The 14,532-nt window shown below is 35.3% G+C and carries 14 protein-coding genes; 9 read left to right on the forward strand and 5 right to left on the reverse strand.

What is annotated here, in order from left to right:
* The first annotated feature begins 2 nt into the window (after positions 1 to 2).
* Together cysK and E0F89_RS07470 are read left to right on the forward strand one after the other, a co-directional pair.
* Positions 3 to 917 carry a cysteine synthase A gene (gene cysK, locus E0F89_RS07460; RefSeq protein WP_131909180.1) on the forward strand — a complete coding sequence of 305 codons (915 nt, stop codon included), beginning with the start codon at positions 3 to 5 and terminating at the stop codon, positions 915 to 917.
* An 857-nt stretch (positions 918 to 1,774) separates the two neighbouring features.
* Positions 1,775 to 2,848 carry a mechanosensitive ion channel family protein gene (locus E0F89_RS07470; protein ID WP_131909181.1) on the forward strand — a complete coding sequence of 358 codons (1,074 nt, stop codon included), beginning with the start codon at positions 1,775 to 1,777 and terminating at the stop codon, positions 2,846 to 2,848.
* 674 nt (positions 2,849 to 3,522) lie between these two features.
* Here E0F89_RS07470 and E0F89_RS07475 read toward each other — a convergent pair.
* On the reverse strand, positions 3,523 to 3,885 hold the full coding sequence (locus E0F89_RS07475) for a hypothetical protein (RefSeq protein WP_131909182.1): 363 nt from the start codon (positions 3,883 to 3,885) through the stop codon (positions 3,523 to 3,525).
* Positions 3,886 to 4,168: 283 nt separating this feature from the next.
* Between E0F89_RS07475 and E0F89_RS17245 the strand changes: the two genes are divergently transcribed.
* The 3 genes from E0F89_RS17245 to E0F89_RS07485 all read left to right on the forward strand — a co-directional run bounded on the left by E0F89_RS17245 (position 4,169) and on the right by E0F89_RS07485 (position 5,834).
* A complete protein-coding gene (locus E0F89_RS17245; RefSeq protein WP_207915792.1) occupies positions 4,169 to 4,333 on the forward strand; it encodes a hypothetical protein in 165 nt (54 codons plus the stop codon).
* Positions 4,334 to 4,423: 90 nt separating this feature from the next.
* Positions 4,424 to 4,594: a hypothetical protein gene (locus E0F89_RS17250; protein WP_207915794.1), complete on the forward strand. Its 171-nt coding sequence runs from the start codon at positions 4,424 to 4,426 to the stop codon at positions 4,592 to 4,594.
* 220 nt (positions 4,595 to 4,814) lie between these two features.
* Positions 4,815 to 5,834, forward strand: a complete 1,020-nt coding sequence (locus tag E0F89_RS07485) for an alkaline phosphatase D family protein (RefSeq protein WP_165929995.1) — start codon at positions 4,815 to 4,817, stop codon at positions 5,832 to 5,834.
* A 100-nt stretch (positions 5,835 to 5,934) separates the two neighbouring features.
* Here E0F89_RS07485 and E0F89_RS07490 read toward each other — a convergent pair whose 3' ends face one another.
* The 3 genes from E0F89_RS07490 to E0F89_RS07500 form a co-directional block, all read right to left on the reverse strand.
* Positions 5,935 to 6,465 carry a C40 family peptidase gene (locus E0F89_RS07490; protein ID WP_165929996.1) on the reverse strand — a complete coding sequence of 177 codons (531 nt, stop codon included), beginning with the start codon at positions 6,463 to 6,465 and terminating at the stop codon, positions 5,935 to 5,937.
* A 309-nt stretch (positions 6,466 to 6,774) separates the two neighbouring features.
* Entirely contained in the window at positions 6,775 to 7,818 is a 1,044-nt protein-coding gene (locus tag E0F89_RS07495; RefSeq protein ID WP_131909185.1) for an RluA family pseudouridine synthase, read from the reverse strand.
* Positions 7,808 to 8,434 carry a PASTA domain-containing protein gene (locus E0F89_RS07500; RefSeq protein WP_131909186.1) on the reverse strand — a complete coding sequence of 209 codons (627 nt, stop codon included), beginning with the start codon at positions 8,432 to 8,434 and terminating at the stop codon, positions 7,808 to 7,810. Before E0F89_RS07500 ends, E0F89_RS07495 begins: the two co-directional genes overlap by 11 nt.
* A gap of 332 nt (positions 8,435 to 8,766) precedes the next feature.
* On the opposite strand from E0F89_RS07500, the gene E0F89_RS07505 reads away from it, so the two are divergent.
* From E0F89_RS07505 to E0F89_RS07515, 3 genes are all read left to right on the forward strand, one after another.
* On the forward strand, positions 8,767 to 9,738 hold the full coding sequence (locus tag E0F89_RS07505) for a D-alanine--D-alanine ligase (protein ID WP_131909187.1): 972 nt from the start codon (positions 8,767 to 8,769) through the stop codon (positions 9,736 to 9,738).
* 95 nt (positions 9,739 to 9,833) lie between these two features.
* The gene (gene coaD, locus E0F89_RS07510; RefSeq protein ID WP_131909188.1) at positions 9,834 to 10,289 is read left to right on the forward strand and encodes a pantetheine-phosphate adenylyltransferase; all 456 of its coding nucleotides are present in this window, start codon (positions 9,834 to 9,836) and stop codon (positions 10,287 to 10,289) included.
* 147 nt (positions 10,290 to 10,436) lie between these two features.
* Positions 10,437 to 11,015, forward strand: a complete 579-nt coding sequence (locus E0F89_RS07515) for a PhnA domain-containing protein (RefSeq protein WP_131909189.1) — start codon at positions 10,437 to 10,439, stop codon at positions 11,013 to 11,015.
* A gap of 234 nt (positions 11,016 to 11,249) precedes the next feature.
* Here E0F89_RS07515 and E0F89_RS07520 read toward each other — a convergent pair whose 3' ends face one another.
* Entirely contained in the window at positions 11,250 to 12,596 is a 1,347-nt protein-coding gene (locus tag E0F89_RS07520; protein WP_131909190.1) for a DEAD/DEAH box helicase, read from the reverse strand.
* A gap of 157 nt (positions 12,597 to 12,753) precedes the next feature.
* On the opposite strand from E0F89_RS07520, the gene E0F89_RS07525 reads away from it, so the two are divergent.
* The gene (locus E0F89_RS07525; RefSeq protein ID WP_131909191.1) at positions 12,754 to 14,484 is read left to right on the forward strand and encodes a M14 family metallopeptidase; all 1,731 of its coding nucleotides are present in this window, start codon (positions 12,754 to 12,756) and stop codon (positions 14,482 to 14,484) included.
* Positions 14,485 to 14,532 lie beyond the last annotated feature (48 nt).

The following is a 14,532-nucleotide window of genomic DNA, read 5'->3' on the forward strand; positions in this document are numbered from 1 at the left end:
TTATGAAATACAATAACATACTCGAAACAATAGGCAATACGCCACACGTAAAAATCAATCGTTTATTTGGTGCCAACCGCAATGTCTGGATCAAACTGGAACGCGCCAATCCTGGTGCCAGCATCAAGGACAGAATCGCTCTTGCGATGATTGAAGATGCCGAAACTAAAGGATTTTTAAAAGCAGGAGGCACCATCATTGAAGCCACTTCCGGAAATACAGGAATTGGGCTCGCTATGGTTGCGGCCGTAAAAGGCTATAAATTAATATTGGTGATGCCAGAATCGATGTCTATAGAAAGACGCCGACTCATGAGCCTGTATGGTGCCGAATTTGTCTTGACGCCCCGCGAAAAAGGAATGAAAGGCGCACTGGAAAAAGCACAAGAATTAGTTTCCGAAATGCCAAATGCCTGGTCACCGCTTCAATTTGACAATCCTGCTAATATTGAAATTCATAAAACAACCACCGCTCAGGAAATCATAAAAGCGTTCCCAGACGGATTGGACTATATGATAACCGGCGTAGGTACCGGCGGCCACATCACGGGCTGTGCCGAAATATTGAAACAACATTTCCCTAACCTGAAAGTATACGCTGTAGAACCAGAAGCTTCACCCGTTATCAGCGGCGGCACAGCTGCTCCCCACCCTATTCAAGGGATTGGAGCAGGATTTATCCCCACAAACTTACATACTGATTTATTGGATGGAACTATCCAAGTAAGCAAAGACGAAGCATTTACCTATACTCAAAGAGCCGCCAAAGAAGAAGGCATGTTCATAGGAATTTCCTCGGGAGCATCGCTCGCTGCCGTGGCCAAAAAACTTTCAGAAATCCCTGAAAACGCTAAAGTCCTCACTTTTTGTTACGATACCGGCGAACATTATTTAAGCATCGAAGGCTTATTTGTATAAACGGAAATCTCCTTTTAATACGAGCCGATTTGTGAAAACAAGTCGGTTTTTTTTATGACACATATTTTTATTTTGGACGTGTCCTTGTTACATTGCTATTGTGTAGATTACTTTATTTAGTACCGCAACAAGGTCAGGCTGTACGTTGTAATCTTTTATTACGCTACGCTTCATAAAAGGATTTTCACTGCCATCCTTCACGCAAAACCGACTAATTACATGCTTTTGCAGTTATTAGAACCATCCCACAAATACCAAAGCTCTTTTAATAATTTGTAACTTATTATTTATATATTTGGGAAACATAAAACGAAACTAAGCTTTGCCAATCGCTTTTTTACTAGATTGACTGTAGTTTTTTTTTTGAAGTAAATCAGCGTTACTTGTAAATAATTAAGAACACCCGACCACGCTGATATAGCATCACCGTTAGCGCAGTTTTGAAAACTGTGCCCACAATAATGAGAAACTAAGAGCCAATAATATAAATAACAAAGTATAAAGCCACAACAACCGAAGAAGCTTATTTCATAATGATTAACACCATTCGCTGGATTTATGCTTGTATCCGATTTAATCAAAAAAATATTAGTATTCAATTGGTACATAGTGGAGAACAAAAGGGCTTAGAAATCTAATATTATTGTATTATGTTCATCCATAACCATTTATACAGAAAGCAGTAAATGGTTTTATATTATGCGATCTAATGCGTGACTTTAAAAAATATAAATCAGTTTTATAATAGTTGCGAATTGTAGCGGGCACAGTTTGCGAAATAGTGTTAAAGATTATCTATAAATACAAGCTTCTGCTTTTTTTAAAACCGATTATTAATATATCTACTTAAAAAAAATATGGAAAATTCAGAATCTATAGAAGATAAGGAATTACAAGACATTCAAAAGGATGAGAAAGTACAAAGAGCCTTGAGCGAAAACTCAATTTCTGTACAAAAGGAAAGTGCTGTTGCTTTAACAATAGAGGCTCCCTTGCTGGGAATATCTGCCATCATATTTATAATCTGCGGTGCCGTTTATTTTCTTCTTGGATTGAAACGTTTGCCCATTTCCAGCATTTATATTCCGTTGGCGCAAAAAATCGTGCTTGCCGTAATGTTGATTTCTTTAGTGTTGTTGGCTTCAAAACTTTTCAAAAAAATATTTAACCGCAAGATTGTAGATAAAACCCATGTATTTAATTTCAATCTTATTGTCGACTTATTTGCGAGCCTGCTCATCCTCGGTATTATCCTGTCACTGCTTTTTGCTAATTGGTATACTGCTTTGGTTTCATTTGGTATTGTATCACTAATACTTGGTTTTGCTTTACAAAATCTCATAATAAGTTTTTTTGGATGGTTATATATTCTTATCCGTAAGCCTTACGAAGTTGGTGACCGTATACGGATCGGTAACGTGTATGGTGATGTGATTAACGTAAGCTACATTGATACAACACTATGGGAATTTAATGGCGATTATTTATCGGGCGACCATCCAAGCGGACGTATTATACGATTTGCCAACTCAAAAGTATTCAATGAATATGTATATAATTACTCCTGGCCATTATTCCCTTTCATCTGGAACGAACTTAGTTTGTTCATATCTTATGATAGCGATTTCAAATTTACCAGCGATACGATAAAACGTATTGTTGAAACGGAAATTGGTGAAGCAATGGTGAAACGGGTAAAGCGATTTAAAACAATTTTGAAAAACACTCCTGTAGATGAGCTCGATGTAAATGAATTTCCTTCAGTTATTTTAAAAGCTCATAGCAACACATGGATAGAAGTGGTAGTGCGATACTTGGTTGAACCAAAAAAATCAGGCCAAGTGAAGAAGAGACTTTTTGACGTCGTGATGGAAGAACTAAAGAAAAATCCGCAAAAGGTAATCTTTCCAAATACAAATAGGCGGTCATAAATTAACTGCGGTGCTATGTCACGATCGGTAGCGCATTTTATATAAATACGAGCGATCGGGTTTTAAATAATTTTGTTACTTTCAATATAAAATTAAGCGGTATAACTTTAAAAAAACACGGTATTTAACGACATTTCACATTGATAATTTAGAAAAATAACATTCTATTAAAACCTTAAATTAAAAAAAATTGAATAATTTAGAATTAGAAATTAGAGAATTGATAATAGAATCGAAAAAATATCTTGTAAACGGAACGTAAAAACTACAATTTAAAATTATAGCTGTCTCATTAAGTCTTTCTGCGATATTTAATGCAGGAAAAAGTTTAGGGACAATAATTTTTTATATCGCAAATTAAGTTTTAACATAAAATTATAAAAACTATGAACGTAAGCCCCACTCTTCTTTTAAAAAATGTTAACCAAATTTTGAATAGAATATACCTTGACTGGAAACATAAACTTTAGTCCCATAGCACCTACTTGTATTCTTTTCCCATGACAATAAGACAAAACAGATAATCAATCATTTTTATTAAAGTGTAAGCATTTTGTCAATTGGAAGATGCGAAGATTTCAAATGCACTATCCGGATTGTTCCTTAACAAGTAAAATGATTTATTTTGATATTACAAAAGATAAAGGGAATTTTGACATACATTAGTTTACATCTTAATTTAATCCTTTTGTCGACTTACCTACCGTTAAATAAATACGATTATTAGGATATATAAATTCGATCTTGGTATGTAGTTTGTTTAATTTCATCTCTATTTGTTCACGTCCATTTTCTAATGTAAACAACGTATAATTAGGATCAGGCGAGAAATTAGCCGATTTTACGATTTTATATTTCATTTTCATCTGAGTAAAAAAAAATACAACTTCACTCTTTTTAATATCTAAAAACACGAAAGAATATTCGTTCCCTACCAGATCACATTGCCCATTTTTAAAAGGAATTTCGTCTACGCAATAGCGCTGCACATTAAACACCTGCTCTTGAGCATAGGCACCACAGGTAATAAGGAGCATGAATACTAATTTTTTTATCATTTTACACTACTTTTCTATATCCAGAATTGAATTACAATCTGTAATACAAAAGATAGGCCATACTTCCATTTCCGAAACATTTAAATCAAATTAATACTTCAATCAAAAAATTAAAGGAGAAATGGCTGTTTCATCCGCTGGTTTATTTGCTGCAGTAATTATGAAAACAAATATTACCATTTCGGTTAAAACTCCTATATTTACTTTAGTTTAAGGTATAATAAACCCACTTTAATTTATCTCACCATAAAAAGTAAACACCATGTACAGACAAGGAGGAATAGGAGCATTGGTAGACTTATACGAACAAGCACTATTAGAAATTGGAAAGGTGATTGAAGATATTTCTGATACTTTTTTGTCAAGTATTAAAGACCCTGAAGCCACTGACGAAATCCAGACCGTTTTGTCTCGCACCGTAAGTTAAGGCTATTGCTATGCGATTTACATTCATAATCTGAAAGGGAATAAAACAGAGCGGCCTCAAAAAGTTTTTCACACAACAATAAAAGAATATTTGCAAGACTTTAATAAAATGATGGTTTACAATGAAAATGTACTCAACGCTTTAAATGATGATGAAATTGAAGAACTGGATGAAAACAAAAAGATAACTACTTCGTGGAAGCAAAGTTATGATGTTGAGCAATTAATGGAACATGCAATTGTATATTTTTTTGCGTCATAAAAGACATATTCAAAAATTTAAAAGCACAATCAACACGCCTCAAAATGGAGACGATTCTAATTATCAGTAGGATATCAGCAAGCTTAAAAAACATACAACAAATTATCTCAAAAGTGTCAAAGACGCAACGATTTTACTAATGAAAAAAAAATCTACAAACTTTTTAAAAATAAAAAAAATGCTTCAAATTAATTCCTTAAAGATATTACTGCTTTTTTTAATGATATCATTACTTCCATACAACGGTTATTCTCAAAAGAACATCTCAAAAATTGCTTTCGGATCATGTTCGAACCAAAGCAATCCGCTACCCATTTTTGATGTTGTGGTAAAACATCAACCGGATTTATTTGTATTTCTGGGCGACAACATTTACGGAGACACGGACAATATGAATACATTACAAGCCAAATACGATCGATTAGGGGCTAAACCTACTTTTCAAAATTTGAAAAAAAATGTACCTATTATTGCTACTTGGGACGATCACGATTACGGACAAAATGATGCGGGTCGGCATTATCCAAAAAAGGAAGAATCTAAAGAACTGTTCTTGAAGTTTTTTAATGAACCTGCAGATTCCGAAAGACGAAAACACGAGGGAATATACACGTCCTACATGTATGAAAACAAAGGTAAAAAAGTACAAATTATCTTATTAGACAATCGTACCTTCAGAGATAATTATAAGAAATATAATGATGAATTTAAGGATGATAAAAGGTATTTCTACTCTCTAGACTATGCTCCTTTACAAAACCCAGATTCTACGTATTTAGGAGCCGCGCAATGGAAATGGCTGGAAGCCGAATTGCAAAAACCCGCGGATATCAGACTGATTGGTTCGGGGTCCCAGTTTGGAATTGAATACAACGGTTACGAAGGCTGGGCTAATTTTCCGCTGGAGCAAAAAAGATTCCTAAACCTCATCAAAAAAACGAAAGCAAATGGTGTTTTGTTTTTAACAGGCGACGTACATTATGGCGAAATCTCTAAACTTACGGAACCGGGACTGTATCCTATTTACGACTTTACCTCAAGCGGACTTTCTTCAACCTGGCATTTTGCAACACCCAATAACAACAGAATTGAAGGTCCTATTATGGAAAACCATTTTGGCTTATTAACGATAGACTGGAAAAAGAAAATCCCAAAAATAAAAATGGAAATTTGGGATGTCAATGACAATCAACGTGCGGAATACACGATAGGATTGGATGAAATTAGTTTTAAGAAATAGCACTTTTGTCAGATTAAATCATCGAAACCTACATATTTAGTTATAGTTAAAAACTATTTGCTTTAAGCAAAATAAATCGTGAGTTTCCAACTAAATTTATTTACAAAACACGTATCGCTTTCACAAATCTACGTGTATACCCTGGCTTTTTTAAACTGGTAATAACCACTTGCATTTCACGACCTGAGGTAGAATGAATAAAATCACTGTCCATTCCTTTTGGATTTGATACGATCCCAATATGCCCAATAACATTTCTGGTTGGACTCAAAAACAACAAAATATCACCTTTTTTTACATCAGCTATCGGGATTTCTTCACCGAAATTCTCAAACTGTGACGAGCTGCGCGGAACCTTAATTTTAAAATTATTATAGACATAGTATATAAAACCGGAACAGTCAAAACCGTCCTTGCTACAACCAGCTGCTACATAAGGCGTACCCAAAAATTCCATTCCATATCTCACAATTCTATCTCCCAAGGAATCATCATTTTCAATCGGATTTACAAATGTCTGATTGACAGTAATTTCATTTTTTTGAGGAGAAGATTTAACTGATTTAAATGCACTAAAAGCTACGCTACTTGCAACTAGTATCGATAAACCTATAAACAGTGTCAATTTCATGGTATTTATATTTTTAAATTTCATAGTGAAAAAATTAAATTAGCATACTCTAAGTTTTTAATGAGAATCGCTGTATTCTGTATTTCATAATCGAAACAGGAAGATTATGGAATCCCATAAAGTTCAACTTTACAAATCTAACTAATTTATATCATTTGAAATGAGAACGAAGGGAAAAGCCCAAAAGCTAAAGATAAACAATAAACATACCAAGAAACCTATAGTATAACATTCTTTGTGTGTATTAAAATACAACTAATACAAATTACTTTCCACAAAAAAAGCCCCAATTCGGGACTTTTCATGTTTTTATTCTTCTTCTTCGTCTGTACCATGGGATTTTGAATATCCTCTCCATTTCTCGATACAATCCATTAAATCCTGCGGAAGTTCCGTATCAAAACGAATCATATCGCCGGTTGTAGGATGCACAAAACCTAAAGTTTTGGCGTGCAAAGCCTGTCTAGGTAAAACTTTAAAACAGTTGTCTATAAACTGCTTATATTTAGTAAACGTAGTTCCTTTTAAAATTAAATGACCGCCATAACGCTCGTCATTAAATAAAGGATGTCCGATATGTTTCAAGTGTGCACGAATCTGGTGTGTTCTTCCTGTTTCTAGTTGGCACGAAATCAATGTAACGTATCCAAAACGCTCCAACACTTTGTAATGCGTCACGGCAGGTTTCCCTATTTCCGGATCAGCAAAAACCGCCATTTGCATGCGATCTTTTAAGTGTCTTGCTAAGTTTCCTTCAATCGTTCCTTTATCAGCCACCACATTTCCCCAAACCAAAGCTACATATTCTCTTTCGGAAGTTTTAGCTTCAAATTGTTTGGCAAGATGCGTCATAGCCGCTTCAGTTTTGGCAATCACCAATAAACCCGAAGTGTCTTTATCAATTCGATGCACTAATCCGGGACGTTCGCTGCTGTTCATTGGCAAATTATCAAAATGATATGCCAACGCATGAACTAAAGTTCCGGTATAATTCCCGTGACCGGGATGCACCACCATTCCTGGCAATTTATTTATCAACAATAAAGTATCGTCTTCATACACAATATCAAGCGGAATATTCTCCGGAATAATATGGTTTTCATAAGGAGGATGCGTAAGCATAACTCGAACCACATCGTTGGCTTTCACCTTGTAATTCGACTTTACGGTAGCGTCGTTTACAAAAATATTTCCTTCGGTAGCTGCGGTCTGTATTTTGTTGCGTGTAGCATTTTGAATAAGGCTCATCAAGTATTTATCAATTCGCAACGACGCTTGGCCTTTGGGAACTTCAAACCTGAAATGTTCAAATAACTCGTCTTCTAAATCTATTGTATCTATATTATTGTTCATCAACTGGTATTTCTTCTTCTATTGGTGCTGCAAGGGTATCTACGGCATTTTCCTCTTCTTCGTAACTCATTTTTCCATCACCTAAAACCAAATCAATTTTGGACGATCTCAACACTCTGTCTCCTGCTTTCAGGTTTCTTCCTTTGAAACGCATTTCCAGCACCATATCTTTTCCAAGATTTGGAACATAAGTAACCGATCCTTCTTCAAGTCCTAAAGCTTTCAAAGTTGGCACTGCTTCACGATACGTTTTATTTACTAATTCAGGAATTCGCACGGATGAAAATCCCGAAGTATTAATTTTTATATATATTTTTCTGCCTTCTTTTACCTTTGTCCCCGGCGTGGGATCTTGCTCAACAACACTGTATTGCGGATAATCGCTTTTGTAATCCACACTATCCAATAGCACATAATTTAAGTCCAATTCATCCAACTTTTCCTCCACTTGCTCTTCAGTCAATTTACTCAAATTTGGAACCTCTATTTCATGCCCATGATTTGTCGTAAAAGTCAGCCAATGCATAAATAAATAGGCCAAAACAACTATAATTCCAATTGCAATTAACATTTGCACTAAAAAAACACGGCTAGTAAGATACTTACGTAAACTCATAAATTTATTTTTATATGCGGCAAAGATAAAGCTATTTCGTTCCAAAAAAAATGATAATTTTGTTTAATGCTTTTTGGAGCTATTTCCCGCTATTCGTTGCAATCTTTTTATCCGCTGAAAAAGCTGATAAAAAGGATTTCCACTGCTATCGGGGCTATGGCGTCCGTTTTCAAAAGAAAACTTTCATTTTAAAACATCTAAAAGCCACCCCGCCCGTTGGGCACCCCTCCATTATAGGGGAATCCATACAATTTCCCCTCCGCTGGAGGGGTGCCAGAAAGGCGGGGTGGTTTTTTACTATTTAAAACAATACAATAATCAAACAAAAAATAATGAAAAACATTGCCATCATCATGGGCGGATATTCCAGCGAGTATAAAATCTCACTTATCAGTGGAAATGTCGTGTATCAATTTCTGGACAAAAAAAAATATAACGCATTCCGAATCCATATTTTCAAAGAAAAATGGGTTTATGTTGATGCTAATGATGCTGAATTCCCTATTGATAAAAATGATTTTTCAGTAATTGTTGATGGTAACAAAATCAGTTTTGACTGCGTTTTCAATGCCATTCACGGAACTCCCGGCGAAGACGGATTGATGCAGGCGTATTTCGAATTATTGCATATTCCGCAAACATCCTGCGATTATTACCAAGCGGCTTTAACGTTCAACAAACGTGATTTATTATCGGTTTTAAAACCATACGGAATAAAAACTGCGACCTCTTATTACTTAAACAAAGGCGATGGGATCAATACGGACGAAATTATCGCTAAAGTAGGTTTGCCTTGTTTTGTAAAACCCAATAAAGCAGGTTCCAGTTTTGGAATTTCCAAAGTAAAAACCATCGCTGAATTGCCAATCGCGATAGAGGTCGCTTATAAAGAAGACAACGAGATCATCATCGAAAGTTTCCTTGACGGCACCGAAGTTTCTGTTGGCGTAATCAATTACAAAGGAAAAGTAACCGTTTTACCGATAACGGAAATCGTTTCTGACAATGATTTCTTCGATTATGAAGCCAAATATCTGGGTAAATCCCAAGAAATTACACCCGCCAGAATTTCGGATGAAATGACCCAAAAAGTAAGCGAAATTGCCAAACGCGCTTACGAAGTATTAAAAATGAAAGGTTTTTCCAGAAGCGAATTTATATTGGTAAACGGAGAACCACACATGTTGGAAATGAATACCATTCCTGGATTAACCACAGAAAGTTTGATTCCGCAACAAGCCAAAGCCGCCGGAATTTCATTGGGAGATTTGTTTACCAATGCAATAGAATTAGCTTTGCCGTAAATCGCTTAATTAAAAAAAACTTGCCACTTCAATACAGTAGAAAAACTAGATCATCAGATCTGTGCTTATTCGGAAAGACAAAACAGAAAAAATAAATGAGAAAAGCCATATTTCCGGGTTCATTTGACCCAATCACTTTAGGACATGAAGACATCATCAAAAGAAGCATTCCGTTATTTGATGAAATCGTAATTGCAATTGGAATTAATGCCGAAAAAAAATACATGTTTTCGCTCGAAGAAAGAAAACATTTCATCGAAGAAACCTTCAAAAACGAGCCAAAAGTTTCGGTAATTACCTACGAAGGTTTGACTATAGATTTGTGCCATAGAATAAAAGCTGACTTCATCCTTCGTGGCTTACGTAATCCAGCCGATTTCGAATTCGAAAAAGCAATCGCGCATACCAATCGACGTTTGTCAAAAATAGAAACCGTATTTTTATTGACTGCAGCCAGGACTTCCTATATCAGTTCCAGTATTGTAAGAGATGTAATCCGTAACGGAGGACAGTATGAAATGCTGGTTCCCGATGCCGTTAGAGTAAAATAATTTTAAAGAGTTTTGTCAAGTCGAGCGCAGTCGAGACTAAAAGATAGGTCTCGGCTGCGCTTGACTTGACAAATAAACAGTAACAATATTACTTGTGAAACGGAGCAAGAAGCCGTACTTTTACCTAAAAATAAAAGCCATCAAAAAATGAGTACAGAAAGAGAATTAAGCAAACGCAGCGGATCAAAATGTGAACTTTGTGGCGCAACTGAAAATCTAAAAATGTTTGAAGTACTACCTACCAGAAAAGGTGGACTTGACGAAAGTATCATGGCTTGCAGCACTTGCATAGACCAAATAGAAAATGCAGGACACGAAGATTTAAACCATTGGAGATGTCTAAACGACAGTATGTGGAGCGAGTATATTCCGGTACAAGTTGTTTCTTGGAGAATGTTAAGCCGCTTGCGTGCAGCGGGATGGCCTCAAGAATTATTAGACCAAATGTACTTCGACGAAGATACTTTGGCTTGGGCGCAATCAACCGGTGAAGGGGAAGAAGACGAAACCAAAGTAATTCACCGTGACAGCAACGGCGTGATTCTTGAAATTGGAGATTCAGTCGTTTTAATCAAAGATTTGAAAGTAAAAGGCTCCAGCATGGTAGCCAAACAAGGAACTGCAGTGCGTAACATCAGATTAGACCATGAAAACGCAGAGTATATTGAAGGAAAAGTAGATGGTCAGACTATTGTAATTATTACGCAATACGTTAAGAAAATATAGTCATCAGTGTGCAGTGATCAGTGATCAGTACCTGACTTTATAAAAAAATTCAGTGGTCAGAAAAAAGTGTAATTAGAAACACATTAGAGCAAAAATCGTTAACAGTAAATCAAATTTACTATTAACGATTTTTTATTATTAAATCATTTTTTTTCTACTCACTAAAAGTTGAACATTGAGCACTTTTTAAACTGAAAACGGAACACTGAACACTGAACACTGAACACTAAAAAACTACTCCTCTTCTTTCTTAATCACTTTTCGGGCAACTTCGATTTTAAATTTTTTGCCTTTCATTTTTTCGTCTTTAATGGCGTGCAATAAATCTTTTACTTTATTGAATTTGACTGCAGCAAAAGAGATAAAATCTTTCACTTCGATTAATCCTAAATCGCCTTTTTCCAGTTTTCCTTTTTGAGAAAAGAAACCTACAATATCAATTTTATTCAATTTATTTTTCTTTCCACCACTGATATAAATAGTTTGAAATTCAGGTGGTTTTGGCAATGAGGTAGAGTTTTCTACTTTCAAAGCTTCCATTCCATAATCGATGTAATCCATTTTTTTCTCACTTTCATGAGCAATGATATAGGCGGTTCCAGAGGCTAACATACGTGCTGTACGTCCGTTTCTATGCGTAAATTCGTCTTCTTTGGATGGCAAATGATAATGAATAACATGATTCATTTCGGGAATATCGAGTCCACGGGCAGCCAAATCAGTTGTGATTAGATAACTTACACTTCCGTTTCTGAACTGGATTAGTGCGCGTTCTCTCTCGTCTTGATCCATTCCGCCATGATAATACGTGGCATAAATTCCTTTTTCGTTCAACGTATCGCTTATGCGTTCTGCAGCATCACGATGGTTGCAAAAAACAATAGCCGACTGTGATTTCAACGAACAAATCAAATTGAATAAACTTCCAATTTTGTCTTTTTCTTTCGAAACAACCATTTTCATGGAAAGATTCGTTTCTTCTACATTTTCTGGAATGAAATCCAAAATCGTTGGATTCACAACTCTTGTATATCTTGGAATCTCAATATCGGAAGTGGCCGAAACTAAAACACGTTTGTTCAGTTTCGTTAATTTTCCAATGATAAAAGACATTTGCTCATGAAAACCCAATTGCAACGATTTATCAAATTCATCCAAAATCAAGGTTTGAATTTTATCTACTCGGAATGTTCCTCTGTCGATATGGTCCGCAATTCTTCCCGGAGTCCCTATTAAAACTGCTGGAGGATTGCTTAAATTCTTGATTTCAGTATCAATGGAATGTCCGCCGTAACACACATTTACTTTATAATCGGTTCCCATTTTTTTCCAAACCTGCTCAATCTGCAATCCTAATTCACGTGATGGAACTAAAATTAAACATTGAACCGATTGAATTTCAGGCTGCAACATTTCTAAAATCGGTAACAAAAAAGCCAAAGTTTTTCCAGAACCTGTTGGCGAAAGCAATAGTACATTATTGTCATTCAGAATAGCACCTTGTGCTACTTCCTGCATTTCGTTAAGGCTTTCAATGCCTAAATTCAAAAGTATATTGTTGGAATGGTGTTTCTTATTCATTTTTTCAATTTGGTGCAAAGGTAATTTTTAATTGTGAGTTATGAATTTTGAATTATTAAATTTCATTCTTTTTCAATTGGAAAATTCCTTTTAGTACATTCATTTCTACAGTTATCTAAAAAAAGCTACATTTGAAATTCCATTTAAAAACCGAAATATGAGACTTTTCAGATTCCTTTTTTTACTACTCTCCATCAGTTCATTTGCACAAAAAATGAATAAATACGATACTTTTTTCGAAAAAGGCAATGGAAACCAATCTGCTAGTTATCAAGAAACAATTGCTTATTACAAACTTTTGGCAGATGATTTTCCTACTATCGAAATGCAAAAAATGGGATTGACAGACAGTGGCGAACCCTTGCACATGGTTATTTTTAATCCTGAAAAACAATTTGACTTTGGAAACATCCAAAAAAACAAAGCAGTAATCCTACTCAATAATGGTATTCACGCAGGAGAACCGGATGGAATTGACGCTTCAATGCAATTGTTTAGAGATTTAGCTTTAGGCAAAATAAAAGCTCCTAAAAACACGGTTATTGTTTGTATTCCGGTATATAATATTGGCGGTGCTTTAAACAGAAATTCCACTTCAAGAGCCAATCAGGACGGACCGGAAATCTATGGCTTTCGTGGCAATGCCAGAAACTATGATCTAAATCGCGATTTCATCAAGTCGGATACCCGAAACACGAAAAGTTTTGTTGAAATATTCCATAAAGTAAATGCCGATGTTTTTATTGATAATCACGTTAGCAATGGCGCGGATTATCAATACAAACTCACCTACATTATGACCCAACATAACAAATTGGGAACTGTTTTAGGTGATTTTTTAAATACCGAAATGATGCCGGCTTTGGTCCAAGATTTACAAAAAAAGAATATCGAAAGTACGCCTTATGTCAATGCTTTTCAGGACACACCGGACAAAGGTTTTGGTCAATTTTTTGAGAGCTCACGATTTGCAACGGGTTATACTTCATTGTTTAGCACCATTGGGTTTGTGGTGGAAACGCACATGCTTAAAAAATATGCCGATCGTGTTAAAGTAACCTACGAATACATGCGCTCAGCAATTGACTTTACGGATGCTAATTACAAAAAAATCAAACAACTGCGATTGAAAAATGAAGAGCAGTATAAACCAAAGAAAGCGTACACGATAAAATGGGAAATAGACAGTACCAAAACGGTTCCTTTTTCGTTTTTAGGCTACGAAGCCAGTTACAAAAAAAGTGACGTCACATCAGGAAATCGCTTGTTTTATGACCGTACAAAACCATTCAAAAAAGACATTCCGTACAGCAAGGAATTTAAATCCGTAAAAGAGATAATCATTCCCGAAGCGTACATCATTCCAAGAGGATTTTGGCCAGTAATCGATTTATTAAAAAGTAACACGATTACCTATACCCAATTAAAAAAAGACACCATAATTGAAGTCGAAAGCTACAGAATTGCAGATTTTAAAACTACAAATTCAGCTTATGAAGGCCATTATTTGCACCGAAACACTTCGGTAACTTCTAAAATGGAAAAAGTGGCTTTCACCAAAGGAGATTACGTAATTCCCACACAACAAAAAGGAATCAAATATTTATTGGAAACTTTAGAACCGGAAGCAGTCGATTCTTTTTTTAACTGGAACTTTTTCGATACGATGTTACAACAAAAAGAAGGCTACTCCGATTATGTTTTTGAAGATTCAGCAACGCAAATTCTGAAAGAAAATCCAAAACTAAAAGCTGAATTTGATTTAAAAAAGCAAAGTGATGTGAATTTCATCAATAATCCCGAAGCCCAACTTGACTGGATTTACAAACATTCGGTTTATTATGAAAAGGCACATTTACAATATCCGGTATATCGTATTTTGAAATAAAAATTCTTTTTTCAAAGAAATGCCCCCAAATAGTTTTTACTTATTGGG

Source organism: Flavobacterium caseinilyticum (assembly GCF_004349085.1).
In the GTDB taxonomy this organism is placed as follows: domain Bacteria; phylum Bacteroidota; class Bacteroidia; order Flavobacteriales; family Flavobacteriaceae; genus Flavobacterium; species Flavobacterium caseinilyticum.

What these genes read in the sequence shown, in the direction of transcription:
- E0F89_RS07500 (WP_131909186.1), bottom strand. Translation starts at nt 8,434, where the DNA reads ATGAGTTTACGTAAGTATCTTACTAGCCGTGTTTTTTTAGTGCAAATG.
- E0F89_RS07505 (WP_131909187.1), top strand. Translation starts at nt 8,767, where the DNA reads ATGAAAAACATTGCCATCATCATGGGCGGATATTCCAGCGAGTATAAA.
- E0F89_RS07485 (WP_165929995.1), top strand. Translation starts at nt 4,815, where the DNA reads ATGATATCATTACTTCCATACAACGGTTATTCTCAAAAGAACATCTCA.
- E0F89_RS07475 (WP_131909182.1), bottom strand. Translation starts at nt 3,885, where the DNA reads ATGCTCCTTATTACCTGTGGTGCCTATGCTCAAGAGCAGGTGTTTAAT.
- E0F89_RS07470 (WP_131909181.1), top strand. Translation starts at nt 1,775, where the DNA reads ATGGAAAATTCAGAATCTATAGAAGATAAGGAATTACAAGACATTCAA.
- E0F89_RS07495 (WP_131909185.1), bottom strand. Translation starts at nt 7,818, where the DNA reads ATGAACAATAATATAGATACAATAGATTTAGAAGACGAGTTATTTGAA.
- E0F89_RS07490 (WP_165929996.1), bottom strand. Translation starts at nt 6,465, where the DNA reads ATGAAATTGACACTGTTTATAGGTTTATCGATACTAGTTGCAAGTAGC.
- E0F89_RS07525 (WP_131909191.1), top strand. Translation starts at nt 12,754, where the DNA reads ATGAGACTTTTCAGATTCCTTTTTTTACTACTCTCCATCAGTTCATTT.
- cysK (WP_131909180.1), top strand. Translation starts at nt 3, where the DNA reads ATGAAATACAATAACATACTCGAAACAATAGGCAATACGCCACACGTA.
- E0F89_RS17245 (WP_207915792.1), top strand. Translation starts at nt 4,169, where the DNA reads ATGTACAGACAAGGAGGAATAGGAGCATTGGTAGACTTATACGAACAA.
- coaD (WP_131909188.1), top strand. Translation starts at nt 9,834, where the DNA reads ATGAGAAAAGCCATATTTCCGGGTTCATTTGACCCAATCACTTTAGGA.
- E0F89_RS07520 (WP_131909190.1), bottom strand. Translation starts at nt 12,596, where the DNA reads ATGAATAAGAAACACCATTCCAACAATATACTTTTGAATTTAGGCATT.
- E0F89_RS07515 (WP_131909189.1), top strand. Translation starts at nt 10,437, where the DNA reads ATGAGTACAGAAAGAGAATTAAGCAAACGCAGCGGATCAAAATGTGAA.